Below are 21,392 nucleotides of genomic sequence, written 5' to 3'. Positions count from 1 at the left end.
TTTATGGAATCTTTAGTCTTCATAGTACTTAAAGTTTCTTTATTATCTGTCTTTTGCATAACTATTCTGTATTTAGTAAGTTAACTTTAAACCCAATGAAATGGTTTTATACATAGGATATGCATTGATGCCCGCATTCATATTCTCTGGATCAGAGTCTTTAATATCAGAAATTGTTATTAAATCGTTACCTCTAACAAATAGTTTTAAGTTATTTGCTCCAATTTTGCTACTAACGTTTTCATCAAAATTATATGAAAGCTCCATGGTTCTAATTTTAAAGAATGCTCCATTAGTGAGCCAATATGACGAGTTGCGGTAGCTGTGAGATTGTGATAAAGAAGTTAAACGCGGTGAGCTAGCCCCAGCTACGGAGCCTGGAACTGCCGCACCACTTGCATAATTTGAATACTTGTTTTCTCCTACATTCCAATAATAACTGGTGTTAAGAAATCTATCTACTCCCGATACACCTTGCCCTATTACAAATAATTGAAAGCCTTTATACTCTAAATCAAGGTTTAGGGCATAATGCGTTCTAGGGAAACTATTACCAATTATTTTTCTATCAAATTGGTCTATAACATTATCTCCTTTGTCATTAACAATATTTAGTAATCTGACGTCACCAGGGATGATTTCACCATAAGATGACGTAACATTATCAGCAATTATTTCGGCCTCATTTTGATATAAGCCATCTGCTTGCCATCCAAAAATGGCATCTGTAGCTTGTCCCGTTCTATTTAAATGAGCATACTCATTCAATTCATCAAAAACTTCATTGACTGCCTTAGAAAAAATTACGTTTGTGCCAATGGAAAAATTAAAATCGCCAATATGTTCTTTATATCTTACAAAGAAATCGACACCTGTGTTTGAAACTTCATTAAAGTTTCCAATAGGTTTTAGTTCTCCAGTAAAATCGGGAAGTGCATTATTTAGTACCGCGGGCATATCATATCGATATTCGTTAAAATAATTGGCCTCAATAGCCACCTTATTATTGAATAAACTAGCTTCAACGCCAATATTAAATTCTCTCGATTTTTCAAAGGTAAGATTTGTGTTTCCAATTTGACCCGCACGCCAACCAAATTCTTGAACCGCATTTTTAGGACCTGTTCTTAAATTTCCATTAGCCACATAGAAGTCACGATATAATAAGTAGTCAAAGGAATTATCATAACCCATAACCCCGAAAGAACCTTTCAATTTAAGGAAATTTACAGCAGAACTGTTTTTTAGGAAGTTTTCATTAGAGATAATCCAACCCAATCCACCAGCACCAAATAAGCCCCAACGGTTAGCCTTGGTAAATTTATCAGACCCCATGTACGATGCGGTTCCTTCAACAGTGTATTTATTATTGAAGGTGTAATTAACACGTCCACCAAAGTTCATGTTTTTATCATCTTGCTGGGTTGTTGGGCCATCAAGTGTCGATTTTCTAATAAGTGTTTGTTGTAGCGCCGAAAAATTGATTTGTAAATCATTTTTACCCCAAGATTTATTATAATCAAGTGTACCAACAATACCTAAATTCTGTCTTGTATCATCTCCCATACGGCTTTCAGAACCCGTTAGCACATCTGTACCAATTCTAGTTTCAGTAATGGGGTCAACTCTTGAGTATTGTAAACTCTTACCTAAGCCAACATTGTTATAAAAATCAAAGGTTACATACCCTCCTATGGATAAACCACTCGTAATGCTACTAAGATCAATGTTTAATCCTAAGTTTGTTTGCGCATAGTAATTATTTGTTTTAACATAGCCTGATCTGGTCAATTCACCAACTAAGTTTGTTGCAACCCTTGGGCTCCAACCTAAATTATCCGTGTCTCCATAATCACCCACATACAGCGCATAATCATTAGGTCTGTGTGATGATAAAGAGTTAAAGAATTCATTGTTGTTAATGTTTGCTCTGTCCCATATATCCATCCTACCAGCTATATCTAAAAACATAGATACAGATTTGTTAACCTGATAATCAAGATTACTTCGAATGTTAAGACGATTAAAATCTTGACTTCTTAATTTTTCTAATCCATCTTCCCTAATATAACCAAGGTTTAAGAAGTATTTGGTTTTGTCGTCACCTCCAATTAATTCAGCATTGAACCTTGTAAAAGAAGCATTGTTTTTTAGGAACTCACTGTTATAATCAACATCTGGATTTAGTGGAGAAGGGTTGTTTCTGTAATCACTTATTTGTTGGTCAGTATATACAGGATCTAGCCCATCATTAATCCTTGCTTGATTGTAGAGTGTAGCATAATCTGCCGAATTAAGATATTCAGGTAAAACGGTAGCGGATTTAAATCCAGATTCAACAAAGAAAGAAACCTTCTTTGTTCCATTATACCCACGTTTTGTGGTAACCATTAATACACCATTGGCAGCTTTACTACCATAAAGCATTTTGGCTGTTACGTCTTTTAAAACTTGAATACTTTCTACTTCATCTAAGGCAATACTAGAAAGCGATCTGTTAGCAATACCATCAATCACAATTAATGGAGAATCGCTATTACCTCCTCTTGATAAGCCCCTAACTTTCATCCATGTTGTATCAAAACCTGGAGCACCATTACCTTTACTAATTATGAGTCCTGGTGCTTGTCCTGCTAGTGCAGATTCAACATTATAGTCAGAAGTATGTGACAATGCGTCTGCCTTGATGACATCAACGGCACCCACCAGTTTGTCTTGGTTAAGTTCTCCAAATGGGAGTTTAACTTTTTCTTCTACTTTTATTTTTGTTATGGTATCAATATTCTTCTGCTGTGCAGAAACAACCCCCATAGTAATGGTTGTTAAAACTAGTAATATATAATATTTCATGTTTATAATTTTATAATTTACCACCCAGGGTTTTGTTCAAACTTGGTCATAATATTCATAACATCTGTTGGGAACGGGTACCAATAATGCTTATGTTCAAAAATACGTTGTGCTCCTTGAATTATCTTTTTGTCATAAACAATGTTACCATTTACGTCTTTAATATCTGCACCCCATATACCTTCGGCAAAGACGTCTTGTGCCAATTTCCAGCGTCTTAAATCATGCCATCTATGGAATTCATGAAAAAGTTCTACAGCTCTTTCATTATAAATACGTTTTTTAAACGTCTCCTTATCTGCAGTATATTTGGCAATAACATTAGGCATTTCAGCCCTGTTACGAACAACGTTTATAGCTTGAACTGCTGTTAACGATGTGCCAGGAACAGCACCATTTGGACCATAGGCTTCATTGGCAGCTTCTGCAAAATCAAGATAAACTTGAGGCACTCTAATATGAGGAAACATACGGAACCAACCTCTTGACCTGTGCCATTTATTGCATCCGGGCCATTTGAATTTACCTCTGTGATAGTAACCTGTAAACATTTTGCTTCTACTATTTTCAAAGTTATAATGCCAACCTCCAGGAAGCGCATTTAAAGTTCTGGCTGCACCTGGGTTAGGGTTAGGTAAATCCGGATACATATCATCACCATGTACCCATATTAATCTTCTAAAACGAGGATCTCTATTTTCATAAGGGTTGTTAGGGTCATATCCTCCCATAGTTTGAGCTTCTGGGTCATTAATGTCATAACCAGAAATAGTTTCAAATTTATCAACTGCATTTTGCGTAGGTTGTCCTTCAACAGCCCAACCGCCTTCAAATTGAGCTAAAAACCATCCTTGGCCAGCTCTTCCAGATCCATTAGGATCAGTATTTGGAGATAGAGGTGCTTGAATAATAGCTTCTTTAGGGAAGCCAGAGTTTCTGCTATACCAGTTTTCGGTATAGTCTTCCATGCTAAACATTTCATAACCCCCGGCTGTAAGTCCATTAATAGCTTCAGCACCAGCTTGAGCGGCTCTTTTTGCTAAATCTATATTGTATGTTTTAGAGTTTGAACCATAAGGGTTTAATTGAGGGTTCATCAAAGGACTTGCTGCATATAAGAGTGACATGGCTTTTAAAGCTCTTGCTGAAGTTTTAGTTGCTCTACCAAGATTTTGTGAATTCCATTGCTCAGGAAGTAATTCTATAGCTTTATCCAAATCAGAAACCATAAACTCTGTTGACTCTAAGTAAGTTGGTCTGGTTTCATTAAAGTCATGAGTAGTATCATATACTTTGTCCATAATTGGAAAACCACCATATCTTCTAATAATTTGAAAATAGTGGAAAGCTCTTAAAAAATAGGCCTGCCCAATTAATTGGTTTTTCAGCTGTACCTTAGTATAGCCTAAACCCTCTGGATATTCCGTAATTAAGTCAATATTCTTCATTACTTGATTTACGGCTCTAATGGCTATAAATGCTTTGCCAACTATCTCAATAGGAATATCATTCCCATTAAATTCTTGATTTACATTAAAGCTTCTCATACCACCAATTTCTCTAAAGTTGCTGTCCATCCAGTTTCCTGAATTTAAAACTGTATGAACTGGAAATCTAGTGGCAGACACCTGACAGTCATCAGCCATGCCGTTTAATTCACTAGACCAGTCGGAATCATTAAAGACGTAATTATGTATTAATCGATTGGCTCTATCTAGTGTACCTCGCGTAGAAAAATAATCGGAAAAAACTTGCTCTGAAGTTAACCCATCTTCTGGGCTTTGATCAAGATAGTCTTCACAAGAGTATGTGCTTGCTAGGACTACCAAAAGTAGTAATATATTAAAATATCTTTTCATAATGTTATACTTTTTCATTTTTTTTATTAGAATGATAATTTAACTCCAAAATTATAGCGTTTTGTGATTGGATACACAAGTAACTGTTGTGATTCAGGGTCAAATTCATCTGGTAAAGCAGACCAAGTAGCTAAGTTATTTCCATTTACAAATACTTCAAACGTATCAAATAAATTTAACTTATTAAGTAGCTTTTTACCAATTCTATATCTTAGTTCTAAAGTTTTAAATCTTAAAAAGTCACTTGATCTATTCGTGTAGGTGCTTTGTTGATTATCATGACCATTAGATGTTGTTCGTAAAGCAGGATGTACACCATTAGGGTTATCAAAAGACCAAGCATCAAATTGTTCATTATTTAAGAGTTGCCAATTGGTTGTTGCAGCAGAGGCATATTCAAATAAATACACGTCGGCAAGGTTTTTTGAAATGTCCCACATACCATTAAACAAAGCGTGTGCAGAAAAGTTTTTATAAGAAATACCAAGACTAAAAGCGTATGTTTTAGTTGCGAATTGCGGATTATTAATAGGCACTCTATCTTGAACAGTGATTACTCCATCAGCATCATAATCAACAAAACTCAGGGAGCCAGGAATTAAATTATTGGAAAAGGAGGATGGTGTACTATTATATAGGTCATCCCATGACTGATAAAGTCCATCACTTAGAAGACCATTTTGCCATCCAATTGGCTTACCCGCATCAGCTTGATAAGGTGCTGTACTTACAGGATCATCACGTTCTATAATTCTACTTTCACTAATGGACATGTTAGCTGTAAGGAAATATTGGAAATTTTCTCCAATGTTAGAATTCCATTTTAGCTCTAAATCAATACCATGATTTTTGGTTTGACCAATATTAGCAATAGGTGCGGTATTACCAAACCAAGGAGCAACAGTACGTCTTTGTGTTAAAATCTCTGAACGTTGTTCATCAAAAAGTTCAACAGTGGTTCTAAGTTGACTATCAAATATGCTAAACTCTACGGCTAAATCTTGTTTTATGGCCCGCTCCCAGGTGTTTCCTGTAACTCCAGGTCTGCCTTCTAAGTAAAGGGGGCCATAATTAATTAAAGGGTTTCCGTAAAAGAACTGAGACGAACCACCTGCACGCGTACCATATGGTGAGGCATAAAGAAATCGCTGTTCTTGGTTATTTATTCTAATGTTGTCATCTCCAACCTCACCATAAGAATATCTAAACTTTAAGAAATTAAAAAAGCCTACATTGTTTTTAAAGAACTTTTCTCTCGATACGACCCATCCAACGGCTGCTGACGGGAAAAATCCGTAGCGTAAACCAGGCTCCCAGTTTTCACTACCATTATATGCACCATTGAATTCAACTAGATATTTTGATTGATACCCGTAAGTGGCTCGACCTACCCAACTCTCTTCAAAACTTGGAAAACTAGTTCCATTTTGGGCACGTCTTCTACTAAATAGCCCCATAACACCAATTTGGTGGTCATTTAATGTTTTATCGTAATTGGCACGAAATTCATAATACAAACTATTGTTGGAACCATTTATTACTTCTGCACCAACCACCGGAGGTCCAACAATGGCATTAGGATCACCTTCCTGAATAAAGTCCGTATTATCTTCGTTAGGGTAGTACTGTAAGATAGGTTGCTTTATTAGAGCTTGTTGTTGACCATTACCTCTATAGGATTGAGAAAAATTATAAGATAATCGTCCTTGAACTTTTAAATCTTTAGTAAGGTTTTGTACTAAGGTAAAATCTGTGTATAAGGTATTGCTACGCGTTCTCCATTGTCCTTCTCTTTCCATTACATAGAAGTTTGGGTTTACAACCGCACCAAGTACAGTGGTTAAGCGACCATCAGGTAATATTGGAGTAGGTCCAATAAGAGGAGTTTGCCAAATACGCGTAAAACTATCTCCGTTTCCTCTGGCAATTCCATTATTAGTACCTTGAGTAATAATATTTTGGTTAAGGTTTTTAAAGTTACCAGATAAACCAACTTTAAATTGGGTAGATTTGCTAAAATTAAAATCTAAATTTGACCGCCAAGTGAATTTTCTTTGATAAGTTCTTGGGTCAAAATCTTTTTGTTTTTCAATGTCAAAAATATCACCATCATATTGATATCCTAAAGATGTAAAATATTTAACAAAATCATTACCACCAGAAACATTTAGGTTGTACTGAGAGTTGGTTCCCGTGGTTAATAATTCATTTATCCAGGTAGTATAGGTGTAGAAGGTTTTATCGCGATTAGGGTCTCTCCAAGTATCAATAAGGCTTTGTGGATGCAATTGGTCATACGCACGATCATTAAGTGCTGCCTCATTAAATTTTTCTAGGGTAGTAGGGTAATCTGCATAATAATTGGTGTTCATTGTTGGTTCTTTTAACCCCCAACTGCTTGTAAAGGTCACTTTAGTATCACCCGATTTACCGCGTTTGGTTGTAACTACAACAACACCATTTGCTGCCTTAACTCCAAATACAGCTGTGGCTGAAGCATCCTTTAAAACAGATATAGATTCTATTTCGTTAGGGTCTAGGTCGTTAAAGTCTCTTTCAACGCCATCAACAATATATAATGGATTATTGTTTCCACTAAAGGTAGATTGACCACGTATTAATATTCTTGAAGCTGTTGAGCCTGGTTGTCCAGCAGCTTGTTGCGTAGATACCCCGGGCATAAGTCCTGTTAGCGCCTCCGAAACGGTTGCAACAGCACCGGCTCTAAGTAATTGTTCTCCTTTAGCCTGAACTACTGAACCTACAACAGTTTCCTTTCTTTGACTACCATAACCTACAACCACAACTTCATCAAGTTCTGATAGGTTTTCTTTTAGGACTATTGAAATTTGCGACCGTCCGTTAATCTGTATGTCTTGATCTATAAAACCAAGAAAGGATACTTCTATTATGGCGTTTTTATTGGAAACCATTATAGTATAGTTTCCATCAAAATCTACAGTAGTACCATTAGTTGTGCCTTTTTCAATAATTGTAGCTCCTGGTAAAGGTTGATTGTTTTCATCTAAAACAGTTCCGCTTACTTGAAACTTGTCTTGTAAGGAAACCGAGTTTTCGTTTCGCAAAGGGTTTGCATGAATTTGAAACAAGGATACAATTAAAAAAAGCGCCGTAAGTTTCATTTGTAAATTGCAATGCAACGGAATTCTAAAATTATCCGTCTGAATAACTAGTTTTTTCATTAAGTTTTAATTCTATTGTTAGTTATAGTTAAATAATTCAATTACAACTCTACCAGGTTATTAGGTTAGCATACTTTTTTTACTATTAAATATGGGTAGGGTGTAATCAATAGGTAAGAAAAGAAGATAGTTTTAAGTCATAGTTCGTTTTTAGTTTAATTAGTTAGAATTTGTTTATAGTTTGTTTTTGAGCTTCATCTTGTTTTATAACATATTTGACTCTTAAAGCATAAACTATATTTTGTTTAAAACAAATAGTTAAAATGCAAGTATGTTAAAAACAGTTAAAAACTTTGTGTAAATATTGTAAATCAAAATAGTTTGGATTGTATCATATGGTTTAAATGCTATCACAAATGTATTTGATTAAAGATATGCGCTGTTTTAGGCTTTATATCAGTGTTTTTTAAAGCCTCTTTTGTGATAAGGATGAAATGATTACCACTTACTAAGGAGTAGAACAAGTTATTTTGTTAAAAATAACTTGTATTTCAGGAGGTAAAAAACAGGTGTTTTTTACAAATAATATCCTTGTTCTTGTAAATAAGAATGTAATTATAAATTGAAAACTAGGTAACTATTTTTTTCTGTTTATAAGCTGGAAGTGAGAGGTAACTATTTATTGTTTTTCCATAAGGAGAGTCGTTTCATATGGTTATAAGGGGGGTAAACATACATACCACCTGTTACTGCATCCATGCTCCCATTATTGTCAAAATCTCCTAGATCCATGGTAATTAGATGAGTTGGAGAGGTTGCTATAGTGTGCTTTGTAAAATTATGACTTCCATCATTCTCTAACCATATAAAGCTTTCTGCAAATGGTTTATCCCAAAGATTGAAACCACTTACCACTAAAATATCCATGTCGTTATCTTTATCAAAATCACAACTTCGCGCACTAAAAGCTCCTGGGAAATCACAGATTCTATGCGATTTAAAGGATAAATTCCCCATATTTTCTAACCATTGAACACCATGCCATGGTCTAGGCATTGGTGGTACATAATCAAAAGCATCACCATTGGTATATAAAATATCCATAGCACCATCTTGGTTGATATCGGCTAAACTAATTCCGCTAGAACCAAAATCCTGATTATTTGATCCCCAAATAAGTTTGGCTTCAAAATGACCTTTGCCATCATTTATAAAACAATATATGTCTTCCCATTCTTGGGTTACTAATGAAATAATATCAAGGTCAGAGTCATTATCTATATCAATAATTTCAACATTAAGGGGGCCAGAAATTCTTTGAATAATATGACTGTTGAATTCCCAATTGCCTAAGTTTTCAATCCATCTGGTTTCACCGTCGTCATAACCAAATTGTGCTACTGCTAAATCTTTATCTCCATCACCATCTAAGTCTCCAGCTCTAACATCGGTTACACGTGCAATTTTATCAACAATAACATGCTTCTTAAATTTGTTGTTACCATCATTTTCTAGTATTACAACAGAACCTATTTTGTCATTATTAGGAAAAAGCATACCCAGAACAGCAACCATAATATCTTTATCTCCATCTTCATCAAAATCTATGGCTTCAACATGAGCGGGAGCAATTAAGTTGTCAGCTAGGCGTATTTCTTGAAAAACACCTATAGGATGCTGCCTAATCCATGAAACAGAATTAGAAAGCATATCACACACAACAACATCAAGTAGTTTATCGTTGTCAAGGTCGTTAGCTATAATATGAGAAATCCGTGGGTTTTCTGTAAAATCGTTTCCAATGGCAGATATTGTGAAATATTCTATTGCATTATTTGCAACCTCTTTTTTTTCCTTATCCATATCATCATCTGTTTCAATAGTAGATTTATCTATTGATTGATAAATGAAAAATGAACTAAGTATTCCTAGAATAACTGTAAGAACTACCAGAATTGTGATTTTGTTTTTTTTTTGAGTCATTTGTTAATTTTGACTTATTAAGTTTTTTTGCTTTGGGTAATTTATTGTTAGGTTAATGCTGCATTTTTTGTTTAATGCTTGTTTAATTGAATAATGTATGTGCTTAATATTTCAATTTGTTTGTCGGTTAAAATTGGTAAAGGCATTTTTTTTGACAAGTAAGCTTCATTTTTTTCAAAATCGGGATCTTTTATTGCTCTATAAATATAGTCCTCATCCACTGTAATTGAATGTTGAATACTATCTCTTAATACGTGAATGGATTTGCCTAAAATAGAATTTAATGCAGGACCATACATGGTTTCTCCATTTAAAGAGTGGCAAATGGCACAACCAGATTGTTCAAATATTAATTTGCCTTCAGCCATAAAATCTGTTTGGTTTTGTTTCTTTTTCTGTGTGCAAGCGATAAATAATACACAAAAAAAGCAGAAAAAAAAGAGTTTTAAATATTGTACCATATATTTATTAGGCCATAATGAGGGATTATTTATATTGCAAGATAAAAATATGAAAATTACATATAATCTCATTATTTATTTAATAAAACATGTTCAATAAGAATTGTGGTTCAAAGTTACTTCGGATGATTACTAGGAATAGCCTGGTTTTATACTTTAAAAATAGTTTATCAGCTCTTTTAGTTGTGTTATTTATAAGTTGTCAGGGAAATTATAAAGAGCAAATTCCTGTAGTACCAGATCTTAATAATATACCTGAGTCGTTAAAAAATCAAGTAATACATGCTGATGATTTAGCAAGAAAAAAAACAACTGATGAAAATTTAGGAAATTTAGGAATGGTATATTATGCGTCTAATTATTATATACCTGCGGCTAAATGTTTTGAATTAGCCAATATAATAAACCCTAAATCTTGGCAATGGTTATATTACAAAGGTTTATTGCATATCGAATTGGGTGAGTCGGCACTTGGGCTTAAAGCTATGAAAAGTGTTGTCGATATCCAACCAAAAGTCTGGAATGCTTGGTATCAACTGGGGGAAATTTACAGGCAAATGGATTCCACAGAACAAGCAACGGATGTTTTTAAGCGTATTACATCTCTTGATGCTAAATATACTTATGTAAGAAGTTCTAATCACGGCTCATATCTACCGCTTCAAGTTTTTTCTAAGTTATCATTGAGTAAAGTTTATATGATGGAAAAAGCAAATGATAAAGCAGAGCGAGAGCTTCAAGAGCTTACCAGAACCTATAAATCATTTGGACCAGCATATAGAGAACTAGGGAATTTGTATGCGTTGAAAGGAGATCGTATTAAGGCAGAAAAATATAAAGAAAGAGCAAATGATTTAAGAGTATTTAGTCTTCCCATTGATACGCTAAAAGATAATTTATCTCTAATGTCAAAATCAGAGGCTTTTGTTTTAAAGCAAATTGATGATGCTATGAGTGGTTCAGATAGTAAATGGACCAATATACTTTTGCAGCATGCTAGGAAAAATATACCTGATAGTAAATATGTGTTATCTAAGGTTATTCGACAAAATTTAGCACAAGGAACAGGAGAACAAATTCTTTCGCTTTTAGATAGGCATATTTTGCTTTTTAAAGATAACTATAAGGAAATACTACAAATAGGTATTGCTTTAGGAGATGCTGGTTTTAAAAAGGAATCTTCTCGGTATTTTGAAGAAGGGTTAAGTTTTGAAAGTAATACACCAAATCAGAAATCAACTTTGGCTGGTTTGTTTTATGAAAAAGCTAATAATAAAGAAAGAGCTGTTGAAATCATGAAAGAAGTTGCAACTAGTAATTTTTCTGATGTTCATATTTTGGGAGATGCTTTGTTTTTAATGATTCAAACGGGTTTCACAGATATAGCCAAGGCATATTACGCTCGATTAAGAATGTTGAGTCCTAATGATGCCAGTGTAAAAATTTATGAAGGTATTAACGAAGAAAAAAAAGATAATGTTTTTAAAGCCATTTCATTGTTTATGCAGGCTTTTAATGCAGAACCAAAAAATAAATATTTAATAAAACATTTAACAGACCTTTTTATGACAAATGGGATGTGGGAGGATGCCGAAGATTTTTTTAGAAGAGCGCTAAGCTTTTATCCCAATGACAGTGAATTGCAAATGTATTTAGGTTGGGTTTTGGTATCATATCCTCAAGATAGGGTTGCAGATTTAAAAGAAGGCATTGAGTTTTCTGAACGGGCCTTTTATAATAGTCGGTATAAAACAAATAATCGGGTTTCGGCAGGGCGGAATATTGCTGTAGGCTATTATCAATTAAAAAATAAGGAAATGGCTTTACAGTATATTAATCAAACCATTGGTTTAGCATTGAAATATAATATAGATGAGAACTATGTTAATGGTTTAAAAAATTTGGCGGAACAGTTTTCTAGTGAGATGAATGGTTGATTTTTTTTAAAAATCTGAATTATAAAAAAGTCCATCAAAATACGATTTGATGGACTTTGTTTAATACTAAGAGAGGTTTAATTAATCCTCATTTTTGTCTTCTCTTGGTTTTCTATCGTCTCTACGATTATCCCTGTTACGGTTATCGCGTCCACGATTATCTCTACCTCTATTGTCACGACCACCACCACGATTATTATCTCTTGGAGGTCTTGGTTGCCAACCTTCTGGTTTTGGTAAAATAGCTTTTCTAGATACTTTTTCTTTACGTGTTTTAGGGTCAACTCCAAAGTATTTTACATCAAACACATCACCCATATTTACAACATCAGATACATTTTCGGTACGTTCCCAAGCTAATTCACTTACATGTAAAAGTACCTCGTTTCCTGGAGCCTCAGTATATTCTACTACAGCACCAAAGTCAAGCATCTTAATAACTTTTACCTCATAAACGCTACCAACTTCAGGTTTAAACATTAAAGAATCAATTTTAGCTAATACAGCATCAATTCCAGCTTGGTCAGTTCCTAATATTTCAACAATACCTTCTTCTGTAATAGGGTCTTCATTGATAACAATAGTAGTTCCTGTTTCTTTCTGTAATTCTTGAATCACTTTTCCGCCAGGACCAATAAAGGCGCCAATTAAATCGTTAGGTAAAATTGCAGTAACCATTTTTGGCGCATGTGCTTTTACATCTGCATTTGGAGTAGCAATTGTATCAGTTATTCTTTCTAAAATGTGTAAACGACCATCACGCGCTTGTTTTAAAGCATTTACAAGAATTTCATAGGATAATCCTTTTACCTTAATATCCATTTGGCAAGCTGTAATGCCATCTGCCGTACCAGTAACTTTAAAGTCCATATCTCCTAAGTGATCTTCATCACCTAAAATATCAGACAATACTGCGTATTTTCCAGATTCAGTATCTGTGATTAATCCCATGGCAATACCAGAAACGGGTTTTTTTAGTTGTACGCCAGCATCCATCATGGCCATTGTACCCGCACAAACCGTTGCCATAGATGAAGAACCATTAGATTCTAAAATCTCAGAAACAACACGCACAGTGTATGGACAATCTTCAGGAACCATACCTTTTAAAGCACGTTGCGCCAAATTACCATGTCCTACTTCACGTCGTGATGTACCACGAATTGGTCTTGCCTCACCCGTTGAAAAAGGAGGGAAGTTATAATGTAAATAAAAGCGCTCTTCACCTTCAAAAGATGGCATATCAATTTGGTTAGCCTCTCTACTTGTACCTAAGGTCACGGTAGCTAGAGCTTGAGTTTCCCCACGAGTAAAGATTGATGAACCATGCGTTGATGGCAAATAATCAATCTCACACCAAATTGGTCTGATGTCTGTAGTTTTACGTCCATCTAAACGTAAACCTTCATTTAAAGTTAAATCTCTAACCGCTGTTTTTTCAGCTTTAGAGTAATATTTTGAAATTAAATCTCCAAAATCTTCTATGTCTTCTTCAGAGAAACTAGCAATAATCTCTTCTTTAATTTCAGCAAAAGCAGCACTTCTTTCATGTTTTGAAGACCCCGCTTTGGCAACAGCATATACTTTATCATACGCCATATCGTGAATTTTTTGAGCTAAAGCCTCATCTTCTCTCTCTGGCTCATATTCGCGTGTTTCTTTTTTACCAAATGCCTCTGCTAATTTTACTTGAGCAGCACATTGTACTTTAATAGCTTCATGGGCAAACTTGATAGCTTCGGTCATTTCTTCTTCAGAAATCTCGTCCATTTCACCTTCAACCATCATAACAGAATCAGCCGATGCACCAATAATCATATCGATGTCAGATTCTTCTAATTGAGAAAAAGAAGGGTTAATAATAAACTCACCATTAATACGACCAACTCTTACTTCAGAGATAGGGCATTCAAATGGGAAATCTGATAATTGAATAGCCGCTGAAGCCGCTAAACCTGCCATAGCATCTGGCATAACTTCAGGGTCATGAGACATTAACTGAATCATTACCTGAGTTTCAGAATGGTAATCTTTTGGGAATAACGGACGTAAAACGCGGTCTACTAAACGCATGGTTAATACTTCCCCGTCACTAGGTCTGGCTTCTCTCTTAAAGAAACCGCCAGGGTATCTACCAGCAGCGGCGAATTTCTCACGGTAATCTACTGTTAAAGGTAAAAAATCAACATCTGCTTGTTTGTAATTGGAAACAACCGTACATAATAACATACAGTTTCCAGATTGCACAACAACGCTACCATGCGCTTGTTTTGCTAATTTTCCGGTTTCAATAGAAATTTCTCTACCGTCACCAAGGTCAATAACCTCTTTAAAAACTTGTGGAATCATAAATTTTTTCTTGTAATTCAAGCACATATGCGCTCAAAATTGTTAAACAATGGTCGTTGTGTTGTGTGTAGTTGTTGTGTGTTGTGACAGTTATGTCATGACCAATGAAAAACTATAAAAAGCTTCTTCTATAAATACGTAGTTTAAACTCTTACGTTTGAGTTAATTTATTTTGCGTTACTTTTTTGTAAAAGTTTAGCGGTATTTGATGTCTTAAACCTTTTACGCAAAAACAAAAAAGAGGCTCAAAGGAGCCTCTTTTTATTATTTTCTTAATCCTAATTCTTTTACTATGGCACGATATCTTAAGATATCTTTCTTAATTAAGTAATCTAGTAATGCACGACGCTTACCCACTAGCTTTACTAATGAACGCTCTGTATTATAATCTTTACGATTCTTTTTTAAGTGCTCAGTTAAATGATTAATTCTGTGCGTAAATAACGCAATTTGACCTTCTGCAGAACCTGAATCGTTTTTTCCTTTTCCGTGTTTTGCGAAGATTTCTTCTTTTACTTCTTTGGTTAAATACATGCTAATATTGTTGTAAATAATTGTTATGTACACGAAAGTCTTTCTTTCGAGCGGCAAATATAGAAACTTTTTTGGGTTTATTGAGTTTTTTATGTAACTTTTAAACATATTCCTAAAGGTTAATAGTGCCAACCGTTTTTAAAAAAGATACTTAAACTAACATTCAGAGTATGAAGTCACTATTTCCTCAAAATAATTTTCCAGATACTTATGATTCGTTTGAGAAGATTTTCAATAATACGTATGATGGCATTGTTATATTAACGCTAGACGGTGATTGGATAAAAGTAAATGACAGTGTTTGTGAACTCTTTGGGTACACCAGAAACGAGTTGTTTAATATGGATATTCAAAATATTGTTTTTCGTGAAGATTTGGGCGTGCATGAAAAAAAGTACGAACGTTTAATGGCGGGAAAAATTAACCGTTATAGAGTGCGTCAGCGTTATTTTCATAAAGATGGTTCAATCATCTGGGTGTTAATCTCGGTCTCTTTAATATTGAATAAAGACCAGTCTCCAGCTCAAATGATTTGGCAGTTTTCTGACATCACAAGTAGAAAGCTTAATCAGGATAAGTTGAAACTCATGTTAAAAGTGGTTAGAGAACAAAATGAGCGGCTAAATACGTTTGCTGATATTATAACACATAATTTACGATCTCATTCTGGTAATCTTTCTACAATTAAAGATTTTTTACTTGAGGAATTTGAATGGTTAAAAGATAATGAGAATTACAATTTATTGGTTAAAGCAATAGATAACCTTGAAGAGACTGTATCACACTTATCTGAGGTGGCTAAAATTAATCAAGTTGGTAATGATCAATTAGATGTTTTAAACCTTTATGATTATGTTGAGAGAGGTATTTATAATGTGAGGGCATTAGCTCAAAATTATAATATTAGTATTGAGAATACTATTGAAGATGATATTGAGGTAAAGGGCATTCCGGCATACTTAGATAGTATTATATTAAATTTTTTAAGTAATGCCATCAAGTACCGTTCAGAGGAAAGAAGCCCTACAATCAAATTGTCTTTTAGAGTAGAAGATCAATATATTGTTTTGATTATAGCCGATAATGGTTTGGGTATTGATTTAGAAAAATACGGAAAAAGCCTATTTCAAATGTATAAAACATTTCATTTACATAAGGATGCTATTGGTGTTGGGTTGTTTATTACTAAAAACCATATTGAATCTATGGGAGGTAAAGTAGAAGTAGTTAGTGAAGTTGATGTAGGAACTGAATTTTCAATCTATTTGAAGAAGGCATAAAAAAAGCGAGCCAAACGGCTCGCTTTTTTTATGCTCTTAATGGTTGATTTAAAATTAAATCTAAATATTGATTAACTTTATTTTTTAAATCTTTTCTTAATGTAATGAAATCAAGAAAACCATGTTCTAATAAAAACTCTGAGGTTTGAAAGCCTTCTGGTAATTCTTTACCCGTAGTGTCTCTTACAATACGAGGGCCTGCAAAACCAATTAAGGCTCCTGGCTCACTAATATTGATATCTCCTAACATAGCAAAAGAGGCTGTGGTTCCTCCCGTAGTAGGATCTGTACATAATGAAATGTACGGTATTTTTGCATCTGCTAATTGTGCTAGTTTTACTGAGGTTTTGGCTAACTGCATTAAGGATAATGCGGCTTCCATCATTCTGGCACCACCAGACTTTGAGATTACCATTAAAGGTATATTGTGTTTTAATGAATAATCTGCCGCTCTGGCTATTTTCTCACCAACAACACTTCCCATAGAGCCTCCAATAAAAGCAAAATCCATACAAGCCACAACTAAATCTTTTCCTTTCGATTTTCCAACGGCGGTTCTTACGGCATCTTTAAGCGCTGTTTTTTCTTGAGCCGCTTTAAGGCGTTCTGGGTATTTTTTGGTGTCTTCAAATTTTAAAGGGTCTTTAGACTCTAAGTTTTTGTCTAGCTCTTTAAACTTGTTATCATCAAATAATATTTCAAAATATTCTTTACTACCAATTCTTACGTGATATCCATCTTCAGGACTTACATAAAAGTTTTTTTCTAACTCTTCGGTATCAACAATTTTTCCTGTTGGAGATTTGTACCACAATCCTTTAGGTGTGTCTTTCTTTTCTTCGGTTGTTGTTGTTATCCCTTTTGTTTTTCTTTTAAACCAAGACATAATGCTGTATAGTTTTTTCCTTTTTAGGTTTATGATTAACTCATCTTAACGTTTTGTTTGAGCGTTAAGGATTGAGGCATTTGTTGAAGCTCTTTTAGTTTTTCCCAAAAAGCGACCGCCGAAAGCCTGACCACAAAATTAAGCCTTTTTTTAATTTTGTGGTAACGCCATAAACATTATTATTATTATAGTGGGTGTAAATGACTCTTTTATAGAGCTATAAATAAAAAAAACGACCTTTAAAAAAGGTCGTTTTTATCATGTTTTAAGGAAAACCTGATTACAAAGTGTTAACATTGTTTAGGTCTTCAAACGCTTTTTTCAATCTAGCAACAAAAGTTTTTTCACCTTCACGTAACCAAACTCTAGGATCGTAATATTTTTTGTTAGGTGAATCATCGCCTTCAGGGTTACCAATTTGCGATTGTAAATAGTCTGATTTGTCTGCCATATAATCACGTATACCACTCATAAATGCATATTGTAAATCAGTATCAATATTCATTTTAATAACACCGTAGCTGATGCCCTCACGAATTTCTTCAACGGTTGATCCAGATCCGCCATGGAATACAAAATCAATGTGGTTATGACCTACACCATATTTTTCAGAAATATATTCTTGAGAATTTTTTAAGATTTTCGGAGTTAATTTTACGTTTCCTGGTTTGTAAACCCCATGAACGTTACCAAAGGCTGCAGCGATAGTAAATTGCGAACTCACTTTGCTTAATTCTTCATAAGCATAAGCAACTTCTTCTGGTTGGGTGTATAATTTTGAATCATCAACATCGGTATTGTCTACACCATCTTCTTCACCTCCAGTAATTCCTAGTTCAATCTCTAAAGTCATGCCCATTTTTGACATGCGCTCTAAGTATTGTTTGCAAATTTCGATGTTTTCTTCAATTGGTTCTTCCGATAAATCAATCATGTGAGAACTGAATAATGATTTACCTGTTTCAGCAAAATGTTTTTCACTGGCATCTAATAAACCATCAATCCAAGGTAGTAATTTTTTTGCACAATGGTCAGTATGTAAAATAACAGGAACACCATAAGCTTCCGCTAAAGTATGTACGTGTTTTGCTCCAGCTACAGCACCAGCAATAGCCGCTTTTTGTCCGTCATTACTCAATCCTTTTCCAGCGTTGAACTGCGCACCACCGTTTGAAAATTGAATGATTACTGGAGCATTTAGGTCTCTAGCAGTTTCTAAAACACCGTTGATAGTATCAGATCCGATAACGTTTACTGCAGGAAGCGCATAATTATTAGCTTTAGCGTGGTTGAATATAGCTTGAACCTCTTGTCCTGTAGCTACACCTGGTTTTATATTGTGTCCCATGTTCTAATTAAAAGATTTCTAAATTATTGAGGCACAAAAATAAGAATTTTTTAACTAAGTTTTTTGGCTTTTAAGTCTTGAAATGGTTAAAATACTACTAAAACGTTATAGTGTAAGGTTGAAAAATAAATAACTTAAAAGGGGTAGTTTATTCCAATATTGTAAACAGCGTTTCTAAAATTATAGTCATTAAACCAACGATTATCTTCACCATATGACGGATCGTAGGTTTTAAAACCTATATCAAGCCTAAATACAAAAAATCTAAAGTCATATCTAAAGCCAATACCAGAGCCTACGGCAATATCCTTTAAATCACTGAAACCGTTAAAAATAGCTTTGTCATCGGTTGCACTATCAAGAACATTCCAAATATTTCCAGCATCAACAAATACAGCGCCATAAAATTTATCGAAAATATTAAAACGTTGTTCTACACTAAGCGCAATTTTCATATTCGCCTCGTTAAATTCATTATTTGATTTTGAACTACCAGGCCCTAGGCTATAGGCGGACCAAGCTCGGTTATCATTAGGTCCTCCAGCGAAAAAACTTTTTGCAAATGGTATGCTATTTGAGTTGCCGTATGGGATGGCTATACCAAAAAAGCTTCTCATAGCGAGTACGTTCTTTTTACCTAAATCCCAGTGTTTAATATAATCAAGTTCTGTTTTTACAAACTGTGAATAGGCTACATTGAAAAGAGTGTATCGGCCACTAGAATCTTTAGGGAGATTTAGTAGATTAGATGCTGCTCTTAGGATGTTTCCTGCGGGTTCTAATCTTGCCCTGAAAATAGAAAAGTCTTCATCAAATAGATTTTTTCTTTCATCTATGGTAATTCCGAAACTTGTGGAGAGAATAAGGTTGTTTTCTGTTAGTCTTGTTTTTCTTTCATTAATACCATTTACGGTGAGTAATTGCTCTTGTGATAAATCTTCTGACGGAGGAGGGCCTAATGCAAATTTTATAAATTCATCAGCACCATCAGGAATAGATAGGTCATCTTCAGAAGGAATGTAATTAATGTCTTTAGCAATATTATTAAGTGTTTGGTAAGAGTTATTGTAGACTAAAAAATACCTGTCAATATTAAGATTTCTAACGTATTGAATATTAAATAAATCGAGCCTATTACTTACCTTGTCATTAGGATACCAGTTGTAGTTAAAAATACCGCTAAAGGTTTGTTTGTCTAATCCAATATTCGTTTGGCTGGTAGTTGATAAACTAATATTGGTTGTAGGTGACATATGTTTAGGGATGAGGTGTTTAGTGTAAAATGGCGAGAAAAACCGAGGGATGGATAATCTCAAATCAACCCCATATTCAATAATATCAAAAAAGGCATCACTTTCTCTATTTCCCTCTTTTGAAGCACCTATAGAGCCTTTTCCTGCAATTTCAAGGGTTTCGGCTCCTCTGAAAACATTACGTATTTGAAGACTAGGGCTTACCCCTAAACCAATGGCTTGAATGTTACTTTGAGACACATCAGCAGCAAAACCCAAACTAAACTTTTTAAGCGGTGTTAAAAGTATTGTGTCTGATAGGGTATTGTCAAGGTGTTCGGTTACTTCAATATTAGGGTATTTAAAGGTTTTTAACTCTTTAAGGTGTCTGTATGTTCGGGTAACATCCTTATCTCGATAAACATCACCAGGTGTAATAAAAATAGCATCTGTTATGGTTCTGGGGGTATACCTCATTTTACCATAACTAAACAAATTATATCCGTTGTGAGATATAGAATCCTGAAACGGTTTGTTTCTGTTCTCATAATTGTAATCTGTGATGATACTTACATTTTTTACATTGTAAACTTCAAAAGGTTCTCTTCTTATAGAATCCGGTGTTCTTATTGCTCTATCTTGAATTGATAACTTAACATTTACATTTTTATTGGTTCCTATGGTGTCAATTTGAAAGGAGACATAATCTTGGTTGAAATGATAAATACCATTATTTCTAAGACTATTAGAAATCCGTTCTCTCTCAGCATCAAAATTGGATGTACGATATTGCTGACTAGGTTTTATAATAGACTCGTTTTTAATGGTTTTGTAGATGTCTTTAATAACGGGAGACTTAATGTTGGTTGTAATAGAGTCTAACATATAAGCAGATCCTGTTTTAACAGAGTAATCGATTTCTGCCCTTTTATTCTTTGTAGGTTGCAACTCATAAGATGCTTCGGCATCAAACCAACCATTATTAATATGGTAAGCCTCCAGTAGTTTTAAAGACTTTTTTGTTTTCTTGTCATCAATAATAATTGGCGCTTCTCCTGTTTTTTTAAGCCAATTGTTAAACCCAATAGATGAAGCTCTTAATTTGTCTACTTGTTTTTGTGAAAAAGCATTTTTTAAGCGTTCTGGGCGTTTAGGGTTTTTGTGTAACCAAGCGTCAAAAATAGAGTCTTTATTTGGTCTGGCTGAATTATAAATATGTAAACGCAACGGAATACCAACTATTTTTCTGTTTGGGTGTTGAATGACTAATTTCTCAATAGTTTCTCTTTTATCAACCTTATCATTGATTTTAATGGATGTTTTGGTAAGCAAATATTCATCATCTTCTACACGTTTTACAGCGTTGCATGATATGAGCAAACCTAAACAAAGGGCAATTAAAAATTTATTTGAGATGTGTTTTTTCAAACGGAATTAAGGTTAATTCATTCAATGATTTGTTTTTCGCTTTACCAATTTACCATAAGTGTATAACGGTAATTTGAGTTCAAAAATACGTTATTTAGGATA

General features: G+C 34.2%; 12 protein-coding genes. 2 read left to right on the top strand and 10 right to left on the bottom strand.

What is annotated here, in order from left to right; genetic code table 11:
- Nucleotides 1-72: 72 nt before the first annotated feature.
- The 5 genes from FGF67_RS08490 to FGF67_RS17250 form a co-directional block, all read right to left on the bottom strand.
- Nucleotides 73-2,850 (bottom strand): SusC/RagA family TonB-linked outer membrane protein, encoded by a 2,778-nt coding sequence (locus tag FGF67_RS08490; RefSeq protein WP_139696721.1) that lies wholly within the window; start codon nt 2,848-2,850, stop codon nt 73-75.
- Nucleotides 2,851-2,867: 17 nt separating this feature from the next.
- The gene (locus FGF67_RS08485; protein ID WP_158293204.1) at nt 2,868-4,709 is read right to left on the bottom strand and encodes a RagB/SusD family nutrient uptake outer membrane protein; all 1,842 of its coding nucleotides are present in this window, start codon (nt 4,707-4,709) and stop codon (nt 2,868-2,870) included.
- 26 nt (nt 4,710-4,735) lie between these two features.
- Nucleotides 4,736-7,912: a SusC/RagA family TonB-linked outer membrane protein gene (locus FGF67_RS08480; RefSeq protein WP_139696717.1), complete on the bottom strand. Its 3,177-nt coding sequence runs from the start codon at nt 7,910-7,912 to the stop codon at nt 4,736-4,738.
- A gap of 615 nt (nt 7,913-8,527) precedes the next feature.
- Nucleotides 8,528-9,835: an FG-GAP repeat domain-containing protein gene (locus FGF67_RS08475; RefSeq protein ID WP_139696715.1), complete on the bottom strand. Its 1,308-nt coding sequence runs from the start codon at nt 9,833-9,835 to the stop codon at nt 8,528-8,530.
- A gap of 71 nt (nt 9,836-9,906) precedes the next feature.
- Complete coding sequence (locus tag FGF67_RS17250) at nt 9,907-10,203, bottom strand: c-type cytochrome (RefSeq protein ID WP_158293203.1); 297 nt, start codon at nt 10,201-10,203, stop codon at nt 9,907-9,909.
- 218 nt (nt 10,204-10,421) lie between these two features.
- Here FGF67_RS17250 and FGF67_RS08465 point away from each other — a divergent pair, with 218 nt between their 5' ends.
- The gene (locus FGF67_RS08465; protein WP_158293202.1) at nt 10,422-12,233 is read left to right on the top strand and encodes a tetratricopeptide repeat protein; all 1,812 of its coding nucleotides are present in this window, start codon (nt 10,422-10,424) and stop codon (nt 12,231-12,233) included.
- An 81-nt stretch (nt 12,234-12,314) separates the two neighbouring features.
- Here FGF67_RS08465 and FGF67_RS08460 read toward each other — a convergent pair whose 3' ends face one another.
- Both FGF67_RS08460 and rpsO read right to left on the bottom strand, forming a co-directional pair.
- The gene (locus tag FGF67_RS08460; RefSeq protein ID WP_139696709.1) at nt 12,315-14,582 is read right to left on the bottom strand and encodes a polyribonucleotide nucleotidyltransferase; all 2,268 of its coding nucleotides are present in this window, start codon (nt 14,580-14,582) and stop codon (nt 12,315-12,317) included.
- Nucleotides 14,583-14,846: 264 nt separating this feature from the next.
- Nucleotides 14,847-15,116: a 30S ribosomal protein S15 gene (rpsO, locus tag FGF67_RS08455; RefSeq protein WP_139696860.1), complete on the bottom strand. Its 270-nt coding sequence runs from the start codon at nt 15,114-15,116 to the stop codon at nt 14,847-14,849.
- A 170-nt stretch (nt 15,117-15,286) separates the two neighbouring features.
- Here rpsO and FGF67_RS08450 point away from each other — a divergent pair, with 170 nt between their 5' ends.
- A complete protein-coding gene (locus FGF67_RS08450) occupies nt 15,287-16,396 on the top strand; it encodes a sensor histidine kinase (RefSeq protein ID WP_139696708.1) in 1,110 nt (369 codons plus the stop codon).
- Between the two features lie 28 nt (nt 16,397-16,424).
- On the opposite strand, the gene accD is transcribed toward FGF67_RS08450, so the two are convergent.
- The 3 genes from accD to tamL all read right to left on the bottom strand — a co-directional run bounded on the left by accD (nt 16,425) and on the right by tamL (nt 21,290).
- A complete protein-coding gene (gene accD / locus FGF67_RS08445; protein ID WP_139696706.1) occupies nt 16,425-17,282 on the bottom strand; it encodes an acetyl-CoA carboxylase, carboxyltransferase subunit beta in 858 nt (285 codons plus the stop codon).
- 280 nt (nt 17,283-17,562) lie between these two features.
- Complete coding sequence (fbaA, locus tag FGF67_RS08440; protein ID WP_139696704.1) at nt 17,563-18,630, bottom strand: class II fructose-bisphosphate aldolase; 1,068 nt, start codon at nt 18,628-18,630, stop codon at nt 17,563-17,565.
- 134 nt (nt 18,631-18,764) lie between these two features.
- Nucleotides 18,765-21,290 carry a translocation and assembly module lipoprotein TamL gene (tamL, locus tag FGF67_RS08435; RefSeq protein ID WP_139696702.1) on the bottom strand — a complete coding sequence of 842 codons (2,526 nt, stop codon included), beginning with the start codon at nt 21,288-21,290 and terminating at the stop codon, nt 18,765-18,767.
- Nucleotides 21,291-21,392: the final 102 nt, after the last annotated feature.

Origin of the sequence: Allotamlana fucoidanivorans (assembly GCF_006265225.1) — a bacterium.
GTDB lineage: Bacteria > Bacteroidota > Bacteroidia > Flavobacteriales > Flavobacteriaceae > Allotamlana > Allotamlana fucoidanivorans.
The sequence above is the reverse complement of the archived record's forward strand: the minus strand, read 5'-3'. Positions and strand labels throughout refer to the sequence as shown.